A 16,569-nucleotide genomic window follows, 5' to 3' on the forward strand; every position below is an offset into this window, starting at 1 on the left:
GATAGCAGAGTGTCAGTCAGCAATTTGTTGCTGACCCACCGCTATCGGGGGCGAGCCCCCTCCCACATTGGATATTCGGCAGATTCAGTGCCTTATTGGTCGTCGAAGTACCGCTCATGCCAATCCACCAGCGGCTGCGGTGAGTTGAGCTTCTGCCCGTAGATCACCGAATAAGACAGCACGTTCTGCACATACTGACGGGTCTCGTCGAACGGGATGCTTTCCACCCACACGTCGAAACTCAGATGGTCCGCACCGCGTAGCCATTGACGCACGCGGCCGGGGCCGGCGTTGTAGGCGGCGGAGGCGAGCACGCGATTGCCGTTGAATTGGCTGTGCACCTGGCTCAGGTAAGCGGCGCCGAGCTGGATGTTTTTGTCCGGGTCCAGTACCTGGGCCGGGGAGGCGAGGGGAATGCTGAACTTGCGCGCGGTTTCCTTGGCCGTACCGGGCATCAGCTGCATCAGGCCGCTGGCGCCGACGCCGGAGCGGGCGTCGTCCATGAAGGCGCTTTCCTGGCGGGTAATCGCGAACACCCAGCTTGAATGTAGGCCGCGCACCTTGGCTTCGCGCACCAGAGTGTCGCGGTGGGCCATCGGGAAGCGGATGTCCAGGTCGTCCCAATACTGCGCCTGGCTGATCGTGCGGATCGCCGGGAAGTACCACTTCATGTCGTAGGCCAGCTTCGCCTGCGCGACCATTTCGTCACGGTTGAAGTGACGGCTGACGTGGTACCACTCGCGGCGGCCATCGACGATCTGGCCACGGGCATAGAACTCCAGGGCCCGGCGCACGCCTGGGGTATTGCGCACTTTATTGACCAGCGCCTGGCTCATCACCAGCGGCTTGTTGTTCAACTGGTAAGGGGTCTTGGAACGGTCCGCGGCGAGGAAACCGTAGAAGTCGCGTTCCTTGGCCACGTTTTTATACAGCACTAACGCCTGTGGGTTTTTCGGTTCGGCCAATTCCAGGCTGCGTGCCTGCCAGTAGCGCCAGCGGTTGGTGGTGGCCAGATCCTGCGGCAGCTTGCGGGTCAACTGGTACGCATCTTCCCAGCGCGCCAGGCGCAACAGCAGGCGCAGGCGCCATTCGGAGACGGTGTTGTCGCGCAGCTCCGGGTCGTACTTGGTCATCACGTCCAAGGCGCGAGGATCGTACCGGCGTGCCAGGGTCAGGCCGATTTCTCGGGCAATCGAGACTTTTTCGTCACGGGAGAAGTGCATGCTGCTGGCGTAGCCGTCCAGCAGGGCCATAGCCTTGTCCGGATCCTGGCGTGCGAGGCGACGCAGGCCCAGGCCTACGGCGTCAGACATGGCCTCGGTGGCCGGCAGAAAGCGCGACGGGTCGCTGAGCATATCGGGCTTTTGCGCCACGTCGATCATCAGGCGGCCTTGTGCGCCGAGCGTTGGCAGGGTTTTCACCAGGCTGTTGGCCAGCGCGTAGTTGCGCGCTTCGGCGGCGAGCTTGGCGCGGTCCCAGATTTTTTGTTCGGTCAGCTGACCATCAGACGCCCACTGGCCAAAGGTCGCATCACAGGCGGCCGGTTGGGTTTTGCCGGTCATCCACAACTTTTCGGTGGTCTTGTAGCCTTCGGCCTTGAGGTTGTGGGTCAGTTGGAACTGGCCGTGCAGGCAGTCCAGCTCGACGAAATTGAGCTTGGCATCGTAATACTTTTCAAAGGTCTGCCAGTCACCCCGTTCGGCCAGCCAGCGTAACCAGCGCAGCTTCATCCAGTTGGCCTGGGGCAGGTCGCCATTTTTGGCGAGGAACTGTTCGATTTCCTGGTTGCTCGCGGTTTTAAGGCGCGCGGTCAGTTCGTCATAGGCCAGGTACGGCGTCAGCGGGTAGTCGGCCAAGGCCTGGCTGTATTGCATGTACGGGCCGCTGTCACCCTTGGCCAGGGCGCGTTTGGCTTCATCGTAATATTGACGTTGGGTGGTGAGGTCCACGGCCTGGGCAGATTGAACGGCGGTGGCGGAGAGAAGCAGGCAGGATAAAAAGTTGAAAAGGCGACTGCGCATGAGACGTCCGTGCAGAGAAATCACGACTAGCACCGGCACCGCCGACACTGATTGCCCCTAGCTTAGCCTTTTGCCAGCGGCCGGCGAAAGCTTTGCCGGCCGGTTGGTTCAAGTTCGCGGCAAATGTCCTGATGAACGTGTCGGAAGAGAAAATGCTGGCCGCATCCCACCCTCAACTCAGGTAGAATGCGCGCCCAGTTTTTGGAGAAGTGTATGACCCTGCTCAAATTCAGCGATGTGTCCCTTGCTTTCGGCGCTATGCCGTTGTTGGACAAGGTGTCCTGGCAGATCGCCCGTGGTGAGCGGGTGTGCATCATCGGCCGCAACGGCACCGGCAAGTCCAGCATGATGAAGCTGGTAAAAGGCGACCAGAAGCCCGATGAAGGCTCTGTCTGGCGTGCCCCAGGCCTCAAGATCGGCGAATTGCCGCAGGAATTGCCGGTAGCCGACGAGCGGACAGTGTTCGACGTGGTTGCCGAAGGCCTGGACGGCGTGGGCGAATTGCTCGCGCAATACCATCACCTGGCGCAGAACTGCGTCACCGAAGCCGACCTGGACAAGCTGATGCACGTCCAGCAAGACCTCGAAGCCCGCGACGGCTGGCGCCTGCAGCAACTGGTGGACAGCACCCTGAGCCGCCTGCAATTGCCCGCCGACAAGACCCTCGCCCAATTGTCCGGTGGCTGGCGTCGTCGCGTGCTGCTGGCCCAGGCGTTGGTGTCCGAGCCGGATCTGCTGCTGCTCGACGAACCGACCAACCACCTGGACATCGGCGCTATCGCCTGGCTCGAAGAAGCCCTCAAGGATTTCCAGGGCGCCGTGCTGTTCATCACGCACGACCGGTCCTTCCTGCAGAACCTGGCTACGCGCATCCTGGAACTGGACCGCGGCGGCCTGATCGACTGGAACGGCGACTACGCCAGCTTCCTGGTGCACAAGGAAGCTGCACTCTCGGCTGAAGAGACCGCCAACGCCCTGTTCGACAAGAAGCTGGCCCAGGAAGAAGTCTGGATCCGCCAGGGTATCAAGGCGCGCCGCACCCGTAACGAAGGCCGCGTGCGCGCGTTGAAAGCGCTGCGGGTTGAGCGCAGCGAACGGCGTGAACGTACCGGCAAGGCCAATATCCAGCTCGATACCGCCGACAAGTCGGGCAAGCAGGTGATGGTGCTGGAGAACGTCAGCTTCCATCATCCGGACGGCCCGTTCCTGATCAAGGACTTCTCCATGGTCCTGGCGCGCGGTGACCGTATCGGCCTGCTGGGCGCCAACGGTACCGGCAAGACCACCTTGCTCAAGCTGATGCTCGGCGGTCTGCAGCCGACCAGCGGCACGGTGGAAGAGGGCACGCGCATCGACGTGGCCTACTTCGATCAGCTGCGCCACCAGTTGGACCTGGAAAAAACCGTGATCGACAACGTTGCCGAAGGCCGCGACTTTATCGACATCGACGGCCAGAGCCGCCACGTACTCAGCTATTTGGGCGACTTCCTGTTCAGCCCGCAACGTGCGCGTACACCGGTGAAAGCCCTGTCCGGTGGCGAGCGTGCGCGCCTGCTGCTGGCCAAGCTGTTCAGCAAACCGGCGAACCTGCTGGTGCTCGACGAACCGACCAACGACCTCGACGTGGAAACTCTCGAACTGCTGGAAGAGGTCTTGCTGACCTTCAACGGCACCGTGCTGATGGTCAGCCACGACCGGGCATTCCTCGACAACGTGGTTACCAGTACCCTGGTCTTCGAAGGCGAAGGCAAGGTGCGCGAGTACGTCGGTGGTTATCAGGACTGGCTGCGCCAGGGCGGCTCGCCGCGCCTGCTGGGCGTAACCGAGAGCAAGTCCGGCAAGGCCGACTTGACCTCCGCAGTCGTCGCGCCCGTGGCCGCTGCTGCTCCGGCACCGGAAGCTGCACCCACTGCGAAGAAAAAACTCAGCTACAAGCTGCAGCGCGAGCTGGAAGCGTTGCCGGGTGATATCGACGCCAAGGAACAACAGATCGCCGCGGTGGAAGCGGAAATGGCTGACGCGGGTTTCTACCAGCGTCCGGCGGCGGAAACCGCTGCGGTCATCGCTTCCCTGGAGACGTTGAACCAGGAGCTGGAAGCACTGGTTGAGCGTTGGGCCGAGCTGGATGGCTGAATGACCGTCGCGCAATGAAAAAAGCCCGGCGCTCTTTTATGAGCGCCGGGCTTTTTTATATGAAATGCGATCAACATGTGGGAGGGGGCTTGCTCCCGATAGCGGTGTATCAGTCACCAGATGTATCAACTGACAGACTGCTATCGGGGGCAAGCCCCCTCCCACATTGGATCTACGGCGTTCTTACGTATTTTTTACCAGCTTCACCGCCAGCACATCGCACGGCGCACCGTGCAGCACATCATTGGCAGTAGAACCCAGCAACAACGCCAAACCGTGACGACCATGGCTACCCACCACGATCAAATCGCAAGCCTTTTCCTTGGCCAAGTGATGGATTTCCTGGCGCGGTTGGCCGTATGTCAGGTGGCAGTCTTCCTTTTTCAGGTGCGGGTATTTGAGAATCAAACGATCCAGGCGCTCCTTGGCCTGGTCAAATTGTTGTTGCTGCAACTGGGAAAGGTCCATCGGCACGTCACCGCCAAAGGCCATGGCCATGGGCTCGACGATATGCACCAAGGACAGTATGGCGCCATTGGCCAATGCAGATTCCTGCGCGCGCTTGATCACTGGATCGCACTCTTCGGTCAGGTCGACCGCGACCAGAATATGTGTGTAGGGCATGGGGCGTTCCTCCAGGGGACTGCAATAAGTTCAGTATGGCTGCTTTCAAGCGGATGCGGTTGCGTCAGGTCAAATCCGCTCATCTAGAAATTCGGGAGTACACATATGACGGTCTGGATAGTGGTGTCAATCCTTGTGGTGGTCCTGAGCCCTCTGGCATGGCTGCGCCCGTCGCGCCATCAGAGCGGGCGCATGGCCCTGCGTATGGAGGCGCGCCGCATCGGGCTGGCCATGCAACTGGCGCCCCAGGAGTGGCCGCACTGGCTCAAGCAAGAGCCGCCGAGCCCCTGCGCGCAGTATTGCCGGCCACGACGCGGCAGCACGCCGGCCCTCTGGAGTTACTGGCAGTTGGAGCCGGGGGTGTGGGTCAATCAATGGCGCGAGGTCTGCGTGGATGAAAGGTTGTTGCCGTATTTTTCGACGCTGCCGGCCAATGTGTACAAGGTCGAAGCCGACAAGCAAATGATCGCCTTGTATTGGGGCGAGAAGGGCGAGGCGAGCGTGTTGAAGGATATTGATGCGCTGCTCAAGGCATTGGCCTGACGCCGCGCGCTCCTACAAAAACAGGCAATAAAAAGCCCGACATATCATCGGGCTGGAGTTGGCCAGGCAGGCCGGTAAATTCATTTGAGGCATTTGGGTTGCAGCTAGCCTAGCCGCATATCCCATTGCGTACAGCCTTTTCCGACAACTTTTCTATTATTGATCCTGTGAATATTCGAATATTGACGGGTGGCGAGCGGGTGGCCGAGGTTCTGAAATGACTGGAAAGTCGCGTTTTTCCTAGCCTTTGGAGCGATTGACAATTGCTCGGAATTGGATGAAGGTGGCGTACCCAAATCAAACGGGCGTATGAATTGAGCGTTTGTCCTACAGGCGACTCTGACATAACCCCGACTATCGCACTGGCGGGTGTGCCTGGCGGATTGGCGTGAGCATTGATGCAGCTGTCAATGTCCAACCAGAGGCCAGCGTCCGGTGTGTACTGTTCAGCTTCCATATCGTGGAGATCAGTTGATGATTTACGAAGGTAAAGCCATCACGGTTAAGGCTCTTGAAAGTGGCATCGTCGAATTGAAATTCGACCTCAAGGGTGAGTCCGTCAACAAGTTCAACCGTCTAACCCTGAACGAACTGCGTCAGGCCGTAGACACCATCAAAGCAGATGCTTCGGTCAAGGGCGTGATCGTCTCCAGCGGCAAGGACGTGTTCATCGTCGGCGCTGACATCACCGAATTCGTCGACAACTTCAAGCTGCCCGATGCCGAGCTGGTGGCTGGCAACCTCGAAGCCAACAAGATTTTCAGCGATTTCGAAGACCTCAACGTACCCACCGTTGCTGCGATCAACGGTATCGCCCTGGGCGGCGGCCTGGAAATGTGCCTGGCGGCAGACTTTCGTGTCATGTCCGCTACCGCCAAGATCGGTCTGCCTGAAGTCAAGCTGGGCATCTACCCGGGCTTCGGCGGCACCGTGCGCCTGCCGCGCCTGATCGGTGCCGACAACGCCGTCGAATGGATTGCCGCCGGCAAGGAAAACCGTGCTGAAGACGCGCTGAAAGTCGGTGCTGTCGATGCGGTGGTTGCCCCGGACAAACTGGCCGAAGCCGCGCTGAACCTGCTCAAGGGCGCCATCAGCGGCGAATTCGACTACAAGGCCAAGCGTCAGCCGAAGCTGGAAAAGCTCAAGCTCAACGCCATCGAACAAATGATGTCGTTCGAAACCGCCAAAGGTTTCGTGGCAGGCCAAGCCGGCCCGAATTACCCGGCACCGGTCGAAGCGATCAAGACCATCCAGAAGGCCGCGAACTTCGGTCGCGACAAAGCCCTGGAAGTGGAAGCGGCAGGCTTCGTCAAATTGGCGAAAACCTCGGCTGCACAGAGCCTGATCGGCTTGTTCCTGAACGATCAGGAACTGAAGAAAAAGGCCAAGGCCTACGACGAAATCGCCAAGGACGTGAAACAGGCCGCCGTACTGGGCGCCGGTATCATGGGCGGCGGTATCGCTTACCAGTCGGCGTCCAAAGGCACGCCGATCCTGATGAAAGACATCAACGAGCACGGTATCGAGCAGGGCCTGGCGGAAGCCGCCAAACTGCTGGTGGGCCGCGTTGATAAGGGTCGTATGACCGCTGCGAAAATGGCTGAAGTGCTTAACGGCATTCGTCCTACGCTGTCCTACGGCGATTTCGGCCACGTCGACCTGGTCGTCGAAGCCGTTGTCGAGAACCCGAAGGTCAAGCAGGCGGTATTGGCTGAAGTCGAAGCCCAGGTCAAAGACGACACCATCCTGGCTTCCAACACCTCGACCATTTCCATCAGCTTGCTGGCCAAGGCTCTCAAGCGTCCGGAAAACTTCGTCGGCATGCACTTCTTCAACCCGGTGCACATGATGCCGCTGGTGGAAGTGATCCGTGGCGAGAAGTCCAGCGAGCTGGCCATTGCCACCACCGTTGCCTACGCCAAGAAAATGGGCAAGAACCCGATTGTGGTCAATGACTGCCCGGGCTTTTTGGTCAACCGCGTGCTGTTCCCGTACTTCGGCGGTTTCGCCAAGCTGGTCAGCGCCGGTGTGGACTTCGTGCGCATCGACAAGGTCATGGAAAAATTCGGCTGGCCAATGGGCCCTGCGTACCTGATGGACGTGGTCGGCATCGACACCGGCCACCATGGTCGCGACGTGATGGCTGAAGGCTTCCCGGACCGCATGAAAGACGACCGCCGCTCGGCGATCGACGCACTCTATGAAGCCAAGCGCCTGGGCCAGAAGAACGGCAAGGGCTTCTACGCCTACGAGGCCGACAAGAAGGGCAAGCAGAAGAAAGTGGCCGACCCGTCGGTGCACGAAGTACTCGCACCCGTCATCTACGAGCAGCGTGAGGTGTCCGATGAGGACATCATCAACTGGATGATGATCGCCCTGTGCCTGGAAACCGTGCGTTGCCTGGAAGATGGCATCGTCGAGACCGCCGCCGAAGCCGATATGGGCCTGGTGTACGGGATTGGTTTCCCTCCGTTCCGTGGTGGTGCGCTGCGTTACATCGACTCGATCGGTGTGGCCGAGTTCGTTGCCCTGGCTGACAAATACGCTGATCTGGGCCCGCTGTACCACCCGACCGCGAAGCTGCGTGAAATGGCCAAGAATGGCCAGAGCTTCTTCGGTTAAGCGCCCAATCGACTAGAGCGAGAATATTTATGAGCTTGAATCCAAGAGACGTCGTGATCGTCGACTTCGGTCGTACGCCGATGGGCCGTTCCAAGGGCGGCATGCACCGCAACACCCGTGCCGAAGACATGTCGGCGCACCTGATCAGCAAGCTGCTGGAACGCAACGTCAAGGTTGACCCGAACGAAGTCGAAGACGTGATCTGGGGCTGTGTGAACCAGACCCTGGAGCAGGGCTGGAACATCGCGCGCATGGCGTCGTTGATGACTCAGGTCCCCCACACTGCAGCCGGCCAGACCGTGAGCCGCCTGTGCGGTTCGTCGATGAGCGCGCTGCACACGGCCGCCCAGGCGATCATGACCGGTAACGGTGATGTGTTCGTGGTCGGCGGCGTGGAGCACATGGGCCACGTCAGCATGATGCACGGCGTCGATCCTAACCCGCACATGTCGCTGTACGCGGCAAAAGCCTCGGGCATGATGGGCCTCACCGCAGAAATGCTCGGCAAGATGCACGGCATTACCCGCGAAGCCCAGGACGCGTTCGGCCTGCGCTCCCACCAACTCGCCCACAAGGCGACCGTGGAAGGCAAGTTCAAGGATGAAATCATCCCGATGAACGGCTACGACGAGAACGGTTTCCTGAAACTGTTCGACTACGACGAAACCATTCGTCCGGACACCACCCTGGAAAGCCTGGCGGCGCTCAAGCCTGCCTTCAATCCAAAGGGCGGCACCGTGACTGCCGGTACGTCGTCGCAAATCACCGACGGTGCTTCGTGCATGATCGTGATGTCGGCGCAGCGTGCCCAGGACCTGGGCATCCAGCCGCTGGCGGTGATCCGCTCGATGGCCGTGGCGGGTGTGGACCCGGCGATCATGGGCTATGGTCCAGTACCGGCCACACAAAAAGCCTTGAAGCGCGCGGGCCTGACCATCTCCGATATCGACTTCTTCGAGCTCAACGAAGCTTTCGCCGCACAGGCCCTGCCAGTGCTGAAAGATTTGAAAGTACTCGACAAGATGAATGAGAAGGTTAACCTGCACGGCGGCGCGATTGCCCTGGGCCACCCATTCGGTTGCTCCGGTGCCCGCATCTCCGGCACATTGCTGAACGTGATGAAGCAAAATGGCGGTAACCTTGGGGTTGCAACCATGTGCATTGGTCTCGGCCAAGGCATTACCACCGTCTTCGAACGCGTCTAAGCGTTGGGTTGACGGAAGCCGGGGCCCAGTGCCCCGGTTTTTGTTTTTTGGAATTTTTAATTTTTTTTCAATAAATTTTGTAAGAGGGCCAGAGCATGAAAGTCGAACCCGGGCTCTACCAGCATTACAAGGGGCCGCAGTACCGCGTTTTCAGCGTGGCGCAGCACTCCGAGACCGAAGAAGAAATGGTGTTCTACCAAGCACTGTATGGCGATTACGGCTTTTGGGTACGCCCGTTGAGCATGTTCCTGGAGACCGTCGAGGTTGACGGCGAGCAGGTCCCGCGCTTTGCTTTGGTCCAGGCCGAACCCAGTCTTTTTAAAGGGCAATAACGGCGGGTCGCGCAAAATGCTGCGCTTGACCTCACCTTGTTGCCACTATATATAGCGTTGCCGCGACAGGCGCCAACTGCCTTTCACTTCTCGAATTCAGGAATTTTCCGATCCATGGGCAAATCGCTGGTCATTGTGGAATCCCCGGCTAAGGCCAAGACCATCAACAAGTACTTGGGCAACGAGTACGTGGTGAAGTCGAGTATCGGCCATATCCGAGACCTGCCCACCAGCGGTTCGGCTAGCGCCAGCAAGGAGCCTGCCGCCAAGCGCGGCAAGGCGGCCGCGGGCGAAGGTCCGGTGCTCACGCCTAAAGAGAAAGCGCGCAAGCAGCTGGTCTCGCGCATGGGTGTGGACCCGGATCATGGCTGGAAGGCCAAGTACGAAATCCTTCCGGGCAAGGAAAAGGTCATCGAAGAGCTGCGCCGGCTCGCCAAAGATGCCGACACCATCTATCTCGCAACCGACTTGGACCGCGAAGGGGAAGCCATTGCCTGGCACCTGCGCGAAGCCATCGGCGGTGATGACAGTCGCTACAAGCGCGTGGTGTTCAACGAAATCACCAAGAAAGCCATCCAGGAAGCCTTCTCCAAGCCGGGCGAGCTGGACATCGACCGCGTCAACGCCCAGCAGGCGCGGCGCTTCCTCGACCGCGTCGTGGGCTACATGGTCTCGCCGCTGCTGTGGGCAAAAATCGCCCGTGGCCTGTCCGCCGGCCGTGTGCAGTCGGTGGCGGTGAAGCTGGTGGTGGAGCGTGAGCGCGAGATTCGTGCGTTCAACCCCGAAGAATATTGGGAAGTCCACGCTGACCTCGGCACTGCCAAGGGCAACAACGTGCGCTTTGAAGTGGCCCGCGAAAAAGGCGAAGCCTTCAAGCCGCTGAACGAAGCCCAGGCCATGGCCGCGCTGGAGAAGCTCAAGGCCTCCAGCTACAGCATCGTCAAGCGCGAAGACAAGCCGACCAGCAGCAAGCCGTCGGCACCGTTCATCACCTCCACCCTGCAGCAGGCCGCGAGCAACCGCCTGGGCTTCGGTGTGAAGAAAACCATGATGATGGCTCAGCGTCTGTACGAAGCCGGCTATATCACTTACATGCGTACCGACTCCACCAACCTGTCGCAAGACGCGGTGGCGATGGCGCGTACTTATATCGAAAGCGAATTCGGCAAGAAGTACCTGCCGGAGAAGCCAAACGTCTACAGCAGCAAGGAAGGCGCCCAGGAGGCTCACGAAGCGATTCGTCCTTCCGACGCCAACACCGAGCCGAGCAAGCTGAGCGGCATGGAACGCGACGCCGAGCGCCTCTACGAATTGATCTGGCGCCAGTTCCTGGCCTGCCAGATGCTGCCGGCGCAATACCTGTCCACCACCGTCAGCGTGGGGGCGGGCGACTTTGAGCTGCGCGCCAAGGGCCGGATCCTCAAGTTCGACGGTTATACCCGTGTAATGCCGCAAATCGCCAAGCCTGGCGACGACGATGTGCTGCCGGACATGGCTCAGGGCGATACGTTGAAGCTGATCAAGCTCGACCCGTCCCAGCACTTCACCAAGCCGCCGGCGCGTTATTCGGAAGCCAGCCTGGTAAAAGAGATGGAGAAACGCGGCATCGGTCGTCCTTCGACCTATGCGGCGATCATCTCCACCATCCAGGACCGTGGCTACGTGGCGCTGCACAACCGCCGCTTCTATTCGGAAAAAATGGGTGACATCGTCACCGAGCGTCTGTCCGAGAGTTTCTCCAACCTGATGGACTACGGCTTCACCGCCGGCATGGAAGAGAACCTCGATGACGTGGCCCAGGGCGAACGCGACTGGAAGAGCGTGCTGGACGAGTTCTACGGCGACTTCAAGAAAAAACTCGAAGTGGCCGAGAGCCCTGAGAGCGGCATGCGTGCCAACCAGCCGGTCATGACCGACATTCCGTGCCTCACCTGCGGCCGGCCGATGCAGATTCGTACAGCGTCCACCGGCGTGTTCCTGGGGTGCTCGGGCTACAGCCTGCCGCCCAAAGAGCGCTGCAAGGCCACCGTCAACCTGGTGCCGGGCGATGAAATCGCGGCGGATGACGAGGGTGAATCCGAGTCGCTGGTGTTGCGTGGCAAGCACCGTTGCCCGATCTGCAGCACGGCGATGGACGCTTACCTGCTGGATGAAAAGCATAAGCTGCACATCTGCGGTAACAACCCGGATTGCAACGGTTACGAGATTGAAGAGGGCACCTACCGCATCAAGGGCTACGAAGGTCCGAGCCTGGAGTGCGACAAGTGCGGCAGTGAGATGCAGCTCAAGACCGGCCGTTTCGGCAAGTTCTTCGGTTGCACCAACCCAACCTGCAAGAACACCCGCAAACTGCTGAAGAGCGGTGACGCGGCGCCGCCGAAGATGGACCCGGTGAAGATGCCTGAACTCAAGTGCGAGAAGGTCAACGACACCTACATCCTGCGCGACGGTGCTTCGGGCCTGTTCCTGGCGGCCAGCCAGTTCCCGAAAAACCGCGAGACCCGTGCCCCGCTGGTGCTGGAAATCGTACCGCACAAGGATGAGATCGATCCGAAGTACCACTTCCTGTGTGAAGCGCCGAAGAAGGACCCGGATGGTCGTCCAGCCGTGATCCGCTATAGCCGCAAAACCAAGGAGCAGTACGTGCAGACCGAAGTCGACGGCAAGCCTACCGGCTGGAAAGCGTTCTACGACGGCGGCAAGTGGAAGGTCGAGGACAAGCGCCAGGGCGCTTGATAGTCCAATGTGGGAGGGGGCTTGCTCCCGATGGCGGTGTATCAGTCAACATACCTATGACTGATGCATCGCCATCGGGAGCAAGCCCCCTCCCACATTTGGATCTGCCTAATGGCACTTGCAGTTAACGATGACGCGAGAAATCTGATACACAGTGGTGCTCTCAGGTTTTTCGCGAGCAAGCTCGCTCCTACACAGCCAGCATCACGCCTCATTCGTTGTGGAGATTGCCGTCATGGCCAACGAACTCTATACCCGTACCAACCAGAAAATTTACTTCGCGGGGTTATCCCTGGAAGCCCTTGGTCGTGCCGAGGCGGGCAAGGAGATGAATGCCATCGCGCTGGTCCAGGCGGGGCGTGAAGCCGCTCTGTTTCACCTGTACGGCGCCTTGCTGGGGTTATGCCATGAAATCGCCGGGTTCTACCGCTTGCCCCAGGCCGGTTCGCCCCGCGCGGAAATGATCATGGCCCGAGACGTGCTGGAAACCATGGCTATCCCGGAATTGGCCGAACTGGTGGAAATGGCCCAGAGTCCGGACAGTTGGGTAGCACGCCTGCTCAAGGCGCATGCCGACATGTTCCAACCGCCCCGCGTTCCCCATGTACCCAAGGGTGATGTGACGCAGCCATTGATCGTGGCGGTTGCATTGGAGGCGGATGAGCCCAAGCCTTTGAGCCGGCAAGAGCTGGAAAGCTGGCGTCAGGAACTTAAAAAGCTGGCGTTGCGCTTTCGCGAAGGTTTGAGCGAGTGCTGAGCGGGCACGCCTGCACGCGACAACACTGATATAATCCCGCGCTTTCGTGGAGAACAGACTTTTATGCCAACGTCCTTTCTGGAAATTGTTGAACTGCCTGACGGCCGAATCGAGCTGCGTCGGGCCGAGGACGAAGGTTCTCTGGTCATTCTGGACTTTTCCGAAGACGCAAAAGCGTTCCTGCAAGGCCAGCATGTGGAAGTGGCTAAAGCGATGTTGAGCGTTGGCGTGCAAATGGCCGGTCGCCTGGCTGAAGGCGAGCCGGAGAAGGAAGATGGCCCAAAGGTTCTTCACTGAGCCCTGGGTAGTCCGCTCACCTCTTACCCCAGTCGAATATTCAAGCTCTGCGCATCGCCCGTGTGCGCGGCGCTGATCAGTTGCTGCTTGGCCGTTGCATTCAACGGGTTCAGCCAGCTCACCACCGTATGGCTACGTCCCAGGCGCAAGGCTTCGCAGGTCAACTGCTGGGCACTTTGCGCGCCCCGTGGCTGCAGCAACAGAATACGCTCACGGTTGAGGCCGGCATCCCGTAGCCAAGCCTGGGTCAGGCTGGCGGGCGGGGCGATCAGCGTCAACCAGCGCGCGTCCTGCTCCTCACTGAGTTCGCGCAGGATCGGCGCCAGCAGGCTCAAGCAGCTCCCGGCAGCCCCACGCAACGACAATTCACTGAATACCTCAGGTTCGCAGCTCCACGGCGCTTCGACCGTTTCCTTGAGGATGGGCGCAAGGGGTTGAGCCATAAAGGCCTCGAACAGCGACAGTTGTGTGTGTTGTGGGGTGTGCACGAGCTGCATGATGTCTCCTTTAGCGGCGAATGACGCCGACACTCAAGCCTTCGATCACCAGGTCCTGGTCTTTGAGGTTCACTTCAATCGGCGCGAACTCCGGGTTCTCGGCCAGGAGCCAGACCTTGCTGCCTTCACGCTTGAAGCGCTTGACGGTGACCTCATCGCCGATCCGCGCCACGACGATCTGGCCATTGCGGGCTTCGCGGGTGGTGTGAACGGCCAGCAGGTCGCCGTCGAAAATACCCACGTCCTTCATGCTCATGCCGTGCACCCGCAACAGGTAATCGGCGCGCGGATGGAAGAAGGTCGGGTTGATGTTGCAGGATTCCTCGACGTGCTGTTGCGCCAGGATCGGCGCACCCGCGGCCACTCGACCGATGATCGGCAGTGTCGATTCGTCGGCCTTGGCTTCGAAGCCAGGGATGCGAATACCGCGCGAAGCCCCAGGGGTCATCTCGATCGCGCCTTTGCGCGCGAGGGCCTTGAGGTGTTCTTCGGCAGCGTTGGGAGACTTGAAACCCAGCTCCAGCGCAATTTCGGCGCGTGTCGGTGGGTAACCGTTGTCATCAAGGCAGCGCTTGATAAAAGCCAGAATCTCAGCTTGGCGTGGCGTCAGTTTTAGCATGTTGATCGCTCTGTCTTTTTATACAGTGACTGGGATTATATACAGTGGACGGCGCTTGGCAATGATCCTTTTGCGCGACTCCGCTGGACGGTCATCCATCATCCGTATTGGGGGGCGGAGATAGCGCCGCCTACAGGCCATGAAAGATGTGATTAAATAGCGACGAAATAGATGACTGCCCGGCCGGAAAACGGACACGCAGGCTTGACAAGACATACCCTGAAACGTATGTTTCAAACAAGTGTTTGTCAGGCGGAGTAGCCATGGCCCAGTCGGAAACCGTTGAACGCATTCTCGATGCCGCCGAGCAATTGTTCGCGGAAAAAGGATTTGCTGAAACTTCATTGCGGCTGATCACCAGCAAGGCTGGGGTTAACCTCGCCGCCGTGAACTATCATTTCGGCTCAAAAAAAGCCCTGATCCAGGCGGTGTTCTCGCGCTTCCTGGGGCCGTTCTGTGCCAGTCTCGACCGCGAGCTGGAGCGTCGCCAGGCCAAGGCGGATAACAAGCCAAGCCTGGAAGAGCTTTTGGAAATCCTGGTCGAGCAAGCCCTGGTAGTTCAGCCGCGCAGCGGTAACGACCTGTCTATTTTCATGCGTCTATTGGGCCTGGCGTTCAGTCAGAGCCAGGGCCACCTGCGTCGTTACCTGGAAGACATGTACGGCAAGGTGTTTCGTCGCTATATGTTGTTGGTCAATGAAGCTGCCCCGCGTATCCCACCCATCGAGCTGTTCTGGCGCGTGCACTTCATGCTCGGCGCTGCGGCTTTCAGCATGTCCGGGATCAAGGCGCTGCGCGCGATTGCCGAGACCGATTTCGGCGTCAACACCTCCATCGAGCAGGTGATGCGCCTGATGGTGCCATTCCTCGCCGCCGGCATGCGCGCTGAAACCGGTGTGACCGATCAGGCCATGGCCGTGGCTCAATTGCGCCCGCGCAGCAAGTCCACACCCAGCCTCGCCAAGGTTTGACCGCTGCGGGTGTGCGCGGCCGCTTGCATCCGCTAAGCTAGCCGCCATGCCGATTTCAGCTATTTACGCGCAACCCGTCGTGCTTACCGTAACCGGTAGGGATGACGGGTTGTGCGCGTTATTTAAGGAAGGTTTATGACTGCTGCCCTGCAAGGTTCTTTGATGGTCGACGTTGCCGGTACCTGGCTGACGGCCGAGGATCGCCATCTGTTGCGCCAACCTGAAGTCGGCGGCTTGATCATCTTTGCGCGCAATATCGAACACCCGCGCCAGGTCCGCGAATTGAGCGCGGCGATTCGTGCGGTGCGCCCGGACCTGCTGCTGGCGGTCGACCAGGAAGGCGGCCGGGTGCAGCGTCTGCGCCAGGGGTTCGTGCGCTTGCCGGCCATGCGCGCGCTGGCGGATAACCCCAACGCCGAGTACCTGGCCGAACAATGTGGCTGGATCATGGCCACCGAAGTACTCGCCGTGGGCCTGGACCTCAGCTTCGCCCCAGTGCTCGACCTGGATTACCAGCGCAGCGCCGTGGTCGGCACCCGCTCGTTCGAAGGCAACCCTGAGCGCGCCGCCGTACTCGCCGGTGCCTTTATTCGCGGCATGAACAGCGCGGGCATGGCCGCCACCGGCAAGCACTTTCCGGGTCACGGTTGGGCCGAGGCCGATTCCCACGTCGCGATTCCCAACGACGAGCGCAGCCTGGAACAGATTCGCGCCAATGACCTGGTGCCTTTCGCACGCCTGAGCAAGCAATTGGCGGCCGTGATGCCCGCACATGTGATCTACCCGCAAGTGGACAGCCAGCCCGCCGGCTTCTCACGCCGCTGGTTGCAGGACATCCTGCGCGGTGAGCTGCAGTTCGACGGGGTGATTTTCAGTGATGACCTGTCCATGGCCGGTGCCCATGTGGTGGGTGATGCGGCCAGTCGGATCGAGGCGGCACTCACTGCTGGTTGTGACATGGGGCTGGTGTGCAATGATCGCGCGGCTGCCGAGCTTGCACTGACTGCAGCCCAGCGAATGAAGGTCACGCCTTCGACTCGCATTGCGCGTATGCGGGGACAAGCAATTGCCTCGACTGACTACAAACAGGATCCGCGCTGGCTGACAGCCCTTGGAGCGTTGCGAGACGCTCAGCTGATTGAATAAGAAGCTTGATGTAGGCAGCGTCTGAATGCTGTTGGAGCTGTCTCTTACTCTAGTGTGGGAGTCGCC

General features: G+C 59.9%; 14 protein-coding genes. 10 read left to right on the plus strand and 4 right to left on the minus strand.

Going from position 1 to position 16,569, the window contains the following annotated elements; translation table 11 throughout:
* Positions 1-92 precede the first annotated feature (92 nt).
* A complete protein-coding gene (locus C4J93_RS07935) occupies positions 93-2,021 on the minus strand; it encodes a transglycosylase SLT domain-containing protein (protein WP_124361789.1) in 1,929 nt (642 codons plus the stop codon).
* Positions 2,022-2,234: 213 nt separating this feature from the next.
* Here C4J93_RS07935 and C4J93_RS07940 point away from each other — a divergent pair, with 213 nt between their 5' ends.
* Positions 2,235-4,154 carry an ATP-binding cassette domain-containing protein gene (locus tag C4J93_RS07940; RefSeq protein ID WP_124429029.1) on the plus strand — a complete coding sequence of 640 codons (1,920 nt, stop codon included), beginning with the start codon at positions 2,235-2,237 and terminating at the stop codon, positions 4,152-4,154.
* A 183-nt stretch (positions 4,155-4,337) separates the two neighbouring features.
* Here the strand turns inward: C4J93_RS07940 and C4J93_RS07945 are convergent, their stop codons facing one another.
* A complete protein-coding gene (locus tag C4J93_RS07945) occupies positions 4,338-4,778 on the minus strand; it encodes a universal stress protein (protein ID WP_104502144.1) in 441 nt (146 codons plus the stop codon).
* A 105-nt stretch (positions 4,779-4,883) separates the two neighbouring features.
* Between C4J93_RS07945 and C4J93_RS07950 the strand changes: the two genes are divergently transcribed.
* The 7 genes from C4J93_RS07950 (at position 4,884) to C4J93_RS07980 (ending at position 13,270) form a co-directional block, all read left to right on the plus strand.
* Entirely contained in the window at positions 4,884-5,321 is a 438-nt protein-coding gene (locus C4J93_RS07950) for a hypothetical protein (protein ID WP_124361791.1), read from the plus strand.
* Positions 5,322-5,795: 474 nt separating this feature from the next.
* Positions 5,796-7,943, plus strand: coding sequence for a fatty acid oxidation complex subunit alpha FadB (fadB, locus tag C4J93_RS07955; protein ID WP_124429030.1), 2,148 nt, complete (start codon positions 5,796-5,798; stop codon positions 7,941-7,943).
* Positions 7,944-7,972: 29 nt separating this feature from the next.
* Entirely contained in the window at positions 7,973-9,148 is a 1,176-nt protein-coding gene (gene fadA / locus C4J93_RS07960) for an acetyl-CoA C-acyltransferase FadA (RefSeq protein ID WP_124429031.1), read from the plus strand.
* A gap of 95 nt (positions 9,149-9,243) precedes the next feature.
* Positions 9,244-9,480, plus strand: coding sequence for a DUF1653 domain-containing protein (locus tag C4J93_RS07965; RefSeq protein ID WP_124361794.1), 237 nt, complete (start codon positions 9,244-9,246; stop codon positions 9,478-9,480).
* Positions 9,481-9,594: 114 nt separating this feature from the next.
* Positions 9,595-12,216 carry a type I DNA topoisomerase gene (topA, locus tag C4J93_RS07970; RefSeq protein WP_124366269.1) on the plus strand — a complete coding sequence of 874 codons (2,622 nt, stop codon included), beginning with the start codon at positions 9,595-9,597 and terminating at the stop codon, positions 12,214-12,216.
* 235 nt (positions 12,217-12,451) lie between these two features.
* Positions 12,452-12,973, plus strand: coding sequence for a DUF6586 family protein (locus C4J93_RS07975; RefSeq protein WP_124370033.1), 522 nt, complete (start codon positions 12,452-12,454; stop codon positions 12,971-12,973).
* A 63-nt stretch (positions 12,974-13,036) separates the two neighbouring features.
* Entirely contained in the window at positions 13,037-13,270 is a 234-nt protein-coding gene (locus C4J93_RS07980) for a hypothetical protein (protein WP_124361797.1), read from the plus strand.
* Positions 13,271-13,293: 23 nt separating this feature from the next.
* On the opposite strand, the gene sulA is transcribed toward C4J93_RS07980, so the two are convergent.
* The gene (sulA, locus tag C4J93_RS07985; RefSeq protein ID WP_065886339.1) at positions 13,294-13,767 is read right to left on the minus strand and encodes an SOS-induced cell division inhibitor SulA; all 474 of its coding nucleotides are present in this window, start codon (positions 13,765-13,767) and stop codon (positions 13,294-13,296) included.
* A 10-nt stretch (positions 13,768-13,777) separates the two neighbouring features.
* Positions 13,778-14,386, minus strand: a complete 609-nt coding sequence (gene lexA, locus C4J93_RS07990) for a transcriptional repressor LexA (protein WP_003172575.1) — start codon at positions 14,384-14,386, stop codon at positions 13,778-13,780.
* Positions 14,387-14,649: 263 nt separating this feature from the next.
* Between lexA and C4J93_RS07995 the strand changes: the two genes are divergently transcribed.
* A complete protein-coding gene (locus C4J93_RS07995) occupies positions 14,650-15,357 on the plus strand; it encodes a TetR/AcrR family transcriptional regulator (protein ID WP_124370034.1) in 708 nt (235 codons plus the stop codon).
* Between the two features lie 135 nt (positions 15,358-15,492).
* Positions 15,493-16,503 (plus strand): beta-N-acetylhexosaminidase, encoded by a 1,011-nt coding sequence (nagZ, locus tag C4J93_RS08000; protein WP_124370035.1) that lies wholly within the window; start codon positions 15,493-15,495, stop codon positions 16,501-16,503.
* Positions 16,504-16,569: the final 66 nt, after the last annotated feature.

It is taken from the genome of Pseudomonas sp. R2-37-08W (genome assembly GCF_003851705.1).
Classification (GTDB): domain Bacteria; phylum Pseudomonadota; class Gammaproteobacteria; order Pseudomonadales; family Pseudomonadaceae; genus Aquipseudomonas.